The 9463-nt window shown below is 60.2% G+C and carries 6 protein-coding genes; 4 read left to right on the forward strand and 2 right to left on the reverse strand.

Features of this window, described 5'->3' with window-relative positions:
- Nucleotides 1-115 precede the first annotated feature (115 nt).
- Entirely contained in the window at nucleotides 116-1813 is a 1698-nt protein-coding gene (ilvD, locus tag ACVW0B_RS01725; RefSeq protein ID WP_457490798.1) for a dihydroxy-acid dehydratase, read from the reverse strand.
- Nucleotides 1814-2170: 357 nt separating this feature from the next.
- On the opposite strand from ilvD, the gene fbp reads away from it, so the two are divergent.
- The 3 genes from fbp (at nucleotide 2171) to ACVW0B_RS01740 (ending at nucleotide 5872) form a co-directional block, all read left to right on the forward strand.
- Nucleotides 2171-3169 (forward strand): class 1 fructose-bisphosphatase, encoded by a 999-nt coding sequence (gene fbp / locus ACVW0B_RS01730; protein WP_457490799.1) that lies wholly within the window; start codon nucleotides 2171-2173, stop codon nucleotides 3167-3169.
- Between the two features lie 44 nt (nucleotides 3170-3213).
- Nucleotides 3214-4767, forward strand: a complete 1554-nt coding sequence (gene zwf, locus ACVW0B_RS01735) for a glucose-6-phosphate dehydrogenase (protein WP_457490794.1) — start codon at nucleotides 3214-3216, stop codon at nucleotides 4765-4767.
- A gap of 193 nt (nucleotides 4768-4960) precedes the next feature.
- Entirely contained in the window at nucleotides 4961-5872 is a 912-nt protein-coding gene (locus ACVW0B_RS01740; protein ID WP_457384962.1) for a tetratricopeptide repeat protein, read from the forward strand.
- 2 nt (nucleotides 5873-5874) lie between these two features.
- Here the strand turns inward: ACVW0B_RS01740 and dxs are convergent, their stop codons facing one another.
- Nucleotides 5875-7821 (reverse strand): 1-deoxy-D-xylulose-5-phosphate synthase, encoded by a 1947-nt coding sequence (dxs, locus tag ACVW0B_RS01745; protein ID WP_011433570.1) that lies wholly within the window; start codon nucleotides 7819-7821, stop codon nucleotides 5875-5877.
- A 522-nt stretch (nucleotides 7822-8343) separates the two neighbouring features.
- Here dxs and cysK point away from each other — a divergent pair.
- Nucleotides 8344-9300 (forward strand): cysteine synthase A, encoded by a 957-nt coding sequence (gene cysK, locus ACVW0B_RS01750; RefSeq protein WP_011433569.1) that lies wholly within the window; start codon nucleotides 8344-8346, stop codon nucleotides 9298-9300.
- The last annotated feature ends 163 nt before the right edge of the window (nucleotides 9301-9463 follow it).

A 9463-nucleotide genomic window follows, 5' to 3' on the forward strand; every position in this document is an offset into this window, starting at 1 on the left:
TCTGCCGCTTTCTTGCACTTAACCCAGCAAGGCTGATCCCTGCAGGGTCAGGAATCTGGAGCTATCTCTCAAGTACCAATTCTCCCTCTGGGAGACGAGCCGGGGGTGAGGGAAATTAATCCCACAGGTTCAAATCCGTCACTGCTCCCAAGCTGCTGCTGGAGACCAGCTTGGCGTACTTGGCTAGGGTGCCCCGTTTGTAGCGAGGCTCAGGAGGAGACCAGCGGGCGCGGCGGCGGGCCAGCTCTTCTTCGCTCACATGCAAGTGCAACTGGCGAGCCGGGGCATCAATGGTGATGAGATCCCCTTCCTCCACCAGGGCAATCGTGCCCCCCACATAGGCTTCGGGAGCCACATGGCCCACTACCATGCCGTAGGTGCCGCCGGAGAAGCGGCCATCGGTGATCAGGCCAACGCTATCCCCCAAGCCGGCGCCGATGATGGCCGAAGTGGGCGAGAGCATCTCCCGCATGCCGGGGCCACCTTTGGGGCCTTCGTAGCGGATCACCACCACATCCCCTGCTCGGATCTGGCCGGAGAGGATGGCCTGCAGGCAGGACTCCTCTGAATCGAAGACCCGCGCCGGCCCGGTAATTTTCGGGTTCTTGACGCCGGTAATCTTGGCTACTGCTCCTTCGGGAGCCAGATTCCCCTTGAGGATGGCCAGATGCCCTTGGGGATACAGGGGGCTGTGCCAAGGGCGGATCACCTCCTGATCCGGGCTAGGCTCGTCCGGCACATCCCGCAGGACTTCGACGATGGTCTGGCCGGAGATGGTGAGGCAGTCCCCGTGCAGCAGGCCGTGGTTGAGCAGCATTTTCATCACCTGGGGGATCCCGCCGGCTCGGTGCAGGTCGGTGGCCACAAACCGCCCTGAAGGCTTGAGATCGCAGAGGATAGGCACGCGAGCACGAATGGTCTCGAAATCATCTAGCGTCAGGGGCACTTCTGCCGCATGGGCAATGGCCAGAAAGTGGAGCACGGCGTTGGTGGATCCCCCTACGGCCATGATCACCGAGATGGCATTTTCAATGCTTTTACGGGTGATGATGTCGCGGGGGCGGATGTTGGCTTTGATGGCCTCTGCCAAGACCTTGGCCGATTGGGCGGCACTTTCGGCTTTTTCCTCGTCTTCTGCAGCCATGGTGGAGGAGTAGGGCAGGCTCATCCCCATGGCCTCAAACGCGCTGGACATGGTGTTGGCCGTGTACATGCCGCCGCAGGATCCCGCACCAGGACAGGCGTGGCGCTCCACCGCCAGCAGCTCTTCCTCGGAGATGCGCCCGGCGCTGAACTCCCCTACGGCTTCAAAAGCGCTCACGATGGTGAGGTCGCGGCCATTGTAGTGACCCGGCTTGATGGTGCCGCCGTAGACGAAGATCGAGGGCACATTGAGGCGGGCCATGGCAATCATCGCCCCCGGCATGTTCTTGTCGCAGCCGCCGATGGCCAAGAGGCCATCCATGCTCTGGCCGTTGACCACCGTCTCGATGGAATCGGCAATCACTTCCCGCGACACCAGCGAGTATTTCATCCCCTCCGTGCCCATCGAGATGCCGTCGCTAATGGTGATGGTGCCGAACACCTGGGGCATACAGCCCGCCGTTCTCAAAGCCGCCTCCGCCCGCTCCGCCAGAGTTTGGATCCCGATGTTGCAGGGGGTGAGGGTGCTGTGGGCGTTGGCAATGCCGACGATGGGCTTGCCGAAATCTTCGTCGCGAAAGCCCACGGCTCTGAGCATGGCGCGGTTGGGGGAGCGCTGTACTCCCTGGGTAACCACTTGGCTGCGCAGCGGGAAAGGGGAATTGGCCATCATTGCAAGAGGAAACCGGGACGAAGTAGGGAGAGGAGAAAAGGGGTAGAACTCATCCTACCGCGTTTCTTCGGGGGAACATGAGCTTTCCCGGAAAGAGGGATCCGACCAAATCTGAAGCAACTCTGTAAGTTGTCTGCACCTGCGCCGAGGATCGGCCAGCCTACCTAATAGAAGGGATCCCAGGTTCCAATCGCGTTAGCGAGACCGAGTCAAGACATGGGGGCCAGGGATCCTGGGTGTTGGTGTTTCCCCTTCGTGTTGGCGAAGCCTCGTATGGTTCTCAGCTCTCCTCCCTCCCCGCCGGTAGTGCCCAGCAGTGCCGACCGCGTTAGCGGGACGGAGTCCTCACGGGAGATGTCGCGGGATGTGCTCACCCTCTCCCGTCATGTTTTGCAGCAGTTTGGCAGCTTTACGGCAGAGGCCCAAGACTTCAGCGCCCTGATGAACCGCATTGCCCTGGCCGGCAAGATGATCGCCCGGCGGCTGAGTCAGGCAGGACTGATCGAAGGGGCGCTGGGGGTTACCGGCAGCGTCAATGTCCAAGGGGAAGAACAGCAACAGATGGACGACTACGCCAACCGGGCCTTCATTCGCGCTTTGGAGCAAACGGGCCTGGTGTGTCGGCTGGTCTCGGAAGAGATGAAAACCCCGGCTCGCCTGCCGGAAAACTGCTCCCTCAGCCGCCTGGCCCTGATGATCGATCCCCTGGATGGATCCTCCAACATTGACGCCAACCTCAGCGTCGGCTCCATCTTCTCCGTCCTTCACCCTCTTGAGGATCGCCCGGAAGCGGACAACCAAGACCTGCTGCAACCGGGCCGTCGCCAACTGGCTGCGGGATATATTCTCTACGGCCCCAGCACCCAATTGGTCTATTCCGTCGGCAAGGGGGTACACGGTTTTACGTTGGATCCCAGCTTGGGGGAATTTATCCTCTCCCGCAGCGACATCCGCATTCCTGAACGCGGCTCCGTCTACAGTCTCAACGAGGGCTATTTTTGCCAGTGGAGCGAAGGGATCCAGAACTATGTCCGGTATGTTCACCGCCGCGATGGCTACATCTCCCGTTACAGCGGCGCTCTGGTGGCGGATTTTCACCGCATTCTCCTGCAGGGCGGAGTTTACCTCTATCCCGGCACCCAGAAAAAACCGGAGGGCAAGCTGCGCCTGATGTACGAGGCCAACCCCCTGGCTTTTCTGGCCGAGCAGGCGGGCGGGGCAGCCACCACCGGCACCGAGGCCATCCTGGATATCGTTCCCCAATCCCTCCACCAACGGGTGCCCCTCATCATCGGCAGCCGTGAGAATGTGGCCGAAGTGCTGCGCTGCCTGGAAGGTTCTCTGACCCCCTAGCCACTCTTTTCCCCAACCCTATCCACCCAAGCTGAGCCGACTCTATGGTGACCCTGGCTGAAAACCCCCTCCGCGTTGGTCTCAACCAAGAGCGCACTCCGGATCCCTGTATTTTGGTGCAGTTTGGGGCTTCTGGGGATCTGGCCGCCCGCAAGCTGCTCCCGGCCTACTACCGGCTGTTTGGGCAGCGGCGGCTGCCGCCGGAGTTTACTTTGGTGGGGGTGGCCCGCCGCGATTGGACTCACGAGGTTTATCGGGAAAAGATGCGGGCTGCCGTGCAGGAGTTTGCCCCCCAGGACTTGGGGCCGGAGGCCCTCTGGCAGGACTTCGCCAGCCGCCTGTTCTATTGCCGCCTGGATATCGGGGATCCAGAAGGCTATCTTCGCCTGAAGCAACTGCTCAGCCAGTTGGATGAGGAGCGGGGCACCCGTGGCCACCGGGTGTTCTATCTGGCGGTGGCGCCGGACTTTTATGCTCAGGCCATCCAACAGTTGGGGGCAGCTGGCATGGTGGCCGATCCGACCAAAACGCGGGTGGTGATCGAAAAGCCCTTTGGCCACGACCTCACCTCGGCCCAGGAACTCAACCGCCTTGTGCAGCGAATTTGCCAGGAAGAGCAGATCTACCGCATTGATCACTACTTGGGCAAAGAGACGGTGCAAAACCTGCTGGTCTTCCGCTTTGCCAACGCCATTTTCGAGCCTCTCTGGAACCGCAACTACATCGACCATGTGCAGATCACCGTGGCGGAGACGGTGGGGGTGGAGGATCGGGCCGGCTACTACGACACTGCCGGCGCCCTGCGAGACATGGTGCAAAACCACCTAATGCAGATCTATTGCCTGACGGCCATGGAGCCACCTGTCTCACTGCGCAGCGATGGGGTGCGCAACGAAAAGACCAAGGTGCTGCAGGCCACCCGCCTAGCGGATCCCCGCAATGTGGCAGCCGCAGCGGTGCGGGCGCAGTACGGCCCTGGCTGGATTGCCGGCAAGCCGGTGCTGGGCTATCGGCAGGAGCCCAATGTCAATCCCCAGTCCAAAACCCCCACCTACGTAGCCCTGAAACTGGAATGTGACACCTGGCGGTGGAAGGGAGTGCCCTTTTACCTGCGCACTGGGAAACGCCTGCCCAAGAAGGTTTCGGAGGTGGCCATTCACTTTAAGCAGGTGCCCCTTTCCCTGTTCCAATCGGCGGCTCGGGAGGTGAGCCCCAATATCCTGGTGCTGCGTATCCAACCCAATGAGGGTATCTCGTTGCGCTTTGAGGCCAAGATGCCGGGGCCAGAGATCCGCACTCGCTCGGTGGATATGGATTTCCGCTATGGGACGGCTTTTGGAGCGAGTACACCGGATGCTTATGATCGCCTGCTCCTGGATTGTCTGTTGGGAGATCCAACGCTGTTTACCCGTGCCGATGAGGTTGAAGCGGCCTGGCGGGTGGTGACGCCGGTGTTATCGGCCTGGGAGTCTGAGCCCGGCAGCGGCAATGGCGGCGGTGCTGCACCGCCTCTGTTCACCTATGAGGCCGGCACTTGGGGGCCAAAGGCTGCCGAAGATCTGCTCACCCAATCGGGGCGGCGGTGGCGGCGCCTCTGATTTGGCTGCTCTCGGCTGGTAAACCATGGTCTATCCACCTCTGTGTAAGCCGGGGCACCCTCAGCAACAGGCAGAAGAGCATGAGCAGCTCAAGAGCCCTTTCAAATGGCCGCTGCAGAAGAGAACACCAAGACGTAGGGATCCCCGGCTGTTGCAGCTAACATGGGCATGGCCTGTTTATTGCGTGGGTATCATGCCGCCACTGTTGTTCCGGTTATCCGTCCGGCCCTGGCGAGCCTTGTCGGTGGGCCTGGCAGTTGTGTTGGGGATGGGAGGGTGGAGCTCTGCCCAGGCCCAGGTGTTGCTGCACGTCCCTCTGCCCAATGGGGGCTTGATGCAGGCCCAAGCGCTACAACTGGCCACCGACTCGCTGCGGCTGGCCCAGTTTGGTCAAACGGAAGAAGCGCTGCGCCGCCTGCAACTGGCCGTGGCCATGGTGCCCAACTCCTCAGAGCTGCTCTATGTTTTGGGCAACGTCCACCTAGAACTGGGGGACTTGGAGCAGGCGATTGCCTCGTTGCAGAAGGCCCGCGCCCTGTCTCCTCAAGATGGGGCTGTTCTCTACTCGCTGGGATCGGCTTATTTGCGGCAGGGCAGCTACTTTGCCGCTGCTGAAACCCTGGAACGAGCTGTGGCCCTGCAACCGGATAACCCCAACGCTCGCTTCCAACTGGGCAATGCCTACCTCATGCTGGATCGGTGGGATGCGGCCCGGCAGGAATATGAGAAGACCTTGGAGTTGGATTCCGCCTACTGGCCGGCCATGAACAACATGGGCTTGGTGGACTATGAGCAGGGGGATCTGGACGCCGCCATCGATCGCTGGGAACGCACGATAGAGATGAACAATGCCGTAGCAGAGCCCTATTTGGCCCTGGCGACTGCCCTCTACATTCGGGGAGAAACCGAACGGGCTGAGGAACTGGGGGCAAAGGCCATGCGCTTGGATCCCAACTACGCCCGCCTGCAGGTGTTGCGGGAGAATCTGTGGCGGGAAAACCTGCTGCGGGATGTGCAGATCCTCCTGCGTACCAGACCTGTTGCAGAAGCTCTGCAGCAAGCCGCCATCGAGCAGTTCAACCGGCGGATGGGCCTTTCGGAATAGGCTCAGGAATTGACAGTGGGAAGTTCTGCAGGGGATCCCTTGAGAACTCGTGCCTGAAACTTGGCCCGAATCCGCTCGGCAATCCCGGCACTGTTCAAGCCTAGTTCTGCCAAGGATTCCTCGGGGGTGGCGTGCTCCACCCACACATCCGGCACCCCCAAGCGCAACAAGGGCACTGCCAGGTCGGCGTCGAGCAGGGCTTCGGCCACTGCCGAGCCAAACCCACCCATGAGGCAACCTTCTTCCACCGTCACCACCAAGCGGCTCTGTTCGGCCAAAGGCAGGATCAGCTCAGTATCCAGAGGCTTGGCGAAGCGGGCATTGACCACCGTGGCTGAGATGCCGTGTTCTTTCAAGATCTCCGCCGCCTGCAGGCTGGGATGCACCATCGACCCATAGGCCAGGATCAGCACCTCGCCGCCGCTGCGCAGCACCTCGGCTTTGCCGATGGGCAGGGGTTCCCACCCCTCTTCTGCCAGAGGCACTCCTACACCCGATCCGCGCGGGTAACGCATGGCGATGGGGCCCTGGGTGTACTGGATCCCGGTCACCACCATGCGCTGTAGCTCCGCTTCATCTTTGGGAGCCATTAGCACCATTTCCGGAATGCAGCGCAGATAGGCGATGTCGTACATGCCTTGGTGGGTGGGGCCATCGGCTCCTACAACTCCCGCCCGATCCAAGCAAAAGAAGACCGGCAACTTTTGGATACAGACATCGTGGATGATCTGGTCGTAGGCCCGCTGCAAGAAGGTGGAATAAATGGCCACCACTGGCCGCATTCCCTCACAGGCCATGCCAGCCGCCAACGTTACAGCGTGCTGCTCGGCGATCCCCACATCCACAAACTGATCCGGCAGCTTTTCCTTGAGCTTATCCAGGCCAGTGCCCGTATCCATAGCGGCGGTGATGCCGATGATGCGGGGATCCCGCTCGGCCAGCTTGCAGAGGGCATGGCCAAAGACCTTGCTGTAGCTGGGGGGCTTGGGCTTGGTGGGCGGGTAGGGCTTGCCGGTGGCCAGGTCGAAGCGGGATTGGGCATGATACCCCACCTGTTCCGCTTCGGCAGGCGGGTAGCCCTTGCCTTTGACGGTGGCCACATGCACCAGTACCGGGCCGGAGATGCCGTGGGCCAACTCAAAGGCATCCAACAACTCCGCCAGGTTGTGCCCGTCCACCGGCCCCACGTAGGTAAAGCCCAGCTCCTCAAAGATAATGCCGGCTTTGTTGTTTTGCACAGCGGTAACCAGCTTCACCGTTTCCTTGAGGCGGTCAATTTCCGGGCTGAGGCTGGATCCCAGTAGGGGCAGGTTCTTCAGTTGCTCTTCTAGGCTGTCGGCCAAAAACTGCACCGGCGGGCTGAGGCGCAGGCGGTTTAAATAGCGAGGGATCGCCCCCACATTGGGGGAAATAGACATGCCGTTGTCGTTGAGCACCACCATTAGGTTGGTCTTGGGCAGGTGCCCGGCGTGGTTGATGGCTTCATAGGCCATGCCTCCGGTCAGGGCACCATCCCCAATGATGGCCACCACCTTGAAGTTGTCTCCCCGCCGATCCCGAGCGATGGCCATGCCCAAAGCTGCCGAGATGCTGGTGGAAGCGTGCCCCGCCCCAAAGTGATCGAAGCGGCTCTCGCTGCGCTTCAGGTAGCCGGAAATCCCCCCCTTCTGGCGCAATGTGTGGAAATTGTGGTACCTGCCGGTGAGCATTTTGTGGGCATAAGCCTGGTGCCCCACATCCCAGATCACCTTGTCTCGATCCAGATCGAGGGTCTTGTAGAGGGCCAAGGTCAGCTCCACCACCCCCAGCCCTGGCCCCAGATGACAGCCGACCGGGGAATTGGCAGCCGTCTGCAGATGTTTGTCGCGAATCTGGCGGGCTAGGCTGCGCAACTGGCTCAGGTTCAGGTTTCGGAGCTGGTTGGGATGAGTGATGTCACTCAGGTGCATAATGGACTCGTCCTTCCGGTGTGATCTCACTCTAATTCATTTTCAGGAGGGGTTTTGTAGCCCTCCCTGATACATTTACGCTGAACACTGCTGAACATCACTGTTCAACTATGCAGCGATAGCATTCTGTTTGTTTCCAAACAGAATGGCGGTATCCCGCAAAGCTTTGAGTAGAATACCCAAAGCGCAGTTTCCGTGTCGTCTTACTACCAATTTTCTGCTTTGCTTTGGCTACCATGTTGGCAGACTCGAAAGTAAACAGAAAGATCAACTGGTAGTAATCCGTACTGAACATATTATACATTATTTTCAGTATAGTTGAGCTTATTATTGACTAGAGTCATGCTCTCAAAACTTCAAGGAATGCAGGGATCCCCTTAATGCTGGGCCAAGGGCAGTGAGATCTTGAAAGGGGCACGCCAAGGAGCTTATTCAAGGGTTAGCCTCGCGTAAGGCCCTCGGTTGCTCCGGAGTTAAGGGCTAGGGCCCACTGCCGCGATGGTTTCTTCCTTTTTGTTAGCCATGAAAATCGCCGCCAACATCACCCAGCTCATCGGTCGCACCCCGCTGGTGCGGTTGAATCGGATCCCTCAGTCGGAAGGGTGTCTGGCCGAGATCGTGGTGAAGTTGGAGAGCTTTAACCCCGCCGCTTCGGTGAAAGACCGCATTGCCGTCAGCATGATCGAGGCTGCCGAACAGGCCGGTTTGATCACCCCCGGCAAGACCATCTTGGTGGAGCCCACCTCTGGCAATACCGGCATTGGCCTGGCCATGGCCGCTGCTGCCAAGGGTTACCGGCTCATCATCGTCATGCCTGAGAGCATGAGCCTGGAGCGGCGACTGCTGTTGAAAGCCTACGGAGCAGAGGTGCACCTGGCCAGTAGCGCCGGCGGCATGGGGGAAGCCATCTGGAAGGCTGAAGAGATCGTCCGCCGCACTCCCAACGCTTACATGTTGGGCCAGTTCACCAATCCCGCCAACCCCCGGATCCATGCCAGAACCACCGGCCCGGAAATTTGGGAAGATACCGATGGTCAAGTGGATATCCTGGTGGCAGGGGTAGGTACCGGCGGCACCATCACGGGGGCGGGCGAGTTTTTGAAGGGGAAAAACCCAGCCATTCGACTGGTGGCCGTTGAACCCAAGGCCAGTGCCGTCTTGAGTGGTGGACGGCCCGGCTTTCATCGCATTGAAGGGATCGGAGCGGGATTCGTGCCTGATGTGCTGCGGCGCGACCTGCTGGATGAGGTGATCCCAGTGGAAGATGAAGAGAGCATGGTCTACAGCCGGCGCCTGGCCAAAGAAGAAGGGATCCTCTCCGGCATTTCCACTGGGGCTGCCTTGGCGGGAGCCATCCAGGTGGGGCGGCGACCGGAAAACGCTGGCAAGCGGATTGTAATGATCCAGCCTAGTTTTGGGGAACGCTACCTGAGCACACCTCTTTTTCGCGACTTGGAGCGGGATTCCGATTCGAGATGACGATGATGCTGAGACTGCTGCCCTACAGGTCGCCCTGGCCCAGAGGGCGAGCTAGCATGGGTGAGAGTGACGTGGCGGAACGGCAGACGCGCTAGACTTAGGATCTAGTGCCGCAAGGCGTAAGGGTTCAAGTCCCTTCGTCCGCATGAGAATCCCCTACTTC

The organism is Thermostichus sp. MS-CIW-23, assembly GCF_054059455.1.

Bases quoted from the DNA above. Each gene is read 5' to 3' on its own strand.
- zwf (WP_457490794.1), top strand. From the start codon at position 3,214: ATGGTGACCCTGGCTGAAAACCCCCTCCGCGTTGGTCTCAACCAAGAG.
- cysK (WP_011433569.1), top strand. From the start codon at position 8,344: ATGAAAATCGCCGCCAACATCACCCAGCTCATCGGTCGCACCCCGCTG.
- dxs (WP_011433570.1), bottom strand. From the start codon at position 7,821: ATGCACCTGAGTGACATCACTCATCCCAACCAGCTCCGAAACCTGAAC.
- ACVW0B_RS01740 (WP_457384962.1), top strand. From the start codon at position 4,961: ATGCCGCCACTGTTGTTCCGGTTATCCGTCCGGCCCTGGCGAGCCTTG.
- fbp (WP_457490799.1), top strand. From the start codon at position 2,171: ATGTCGCGGGATGTGCTCACCCTCTCCCGTCATGTTTTGCAGCAGTTT.
- ilvD (WP_457490798.1), bottom strand. From the start codon at position 1,813: ATGGCCAATTCCCCTTTCCCGCTGCGCAGCCAAGTGGTTACCCAGGGA.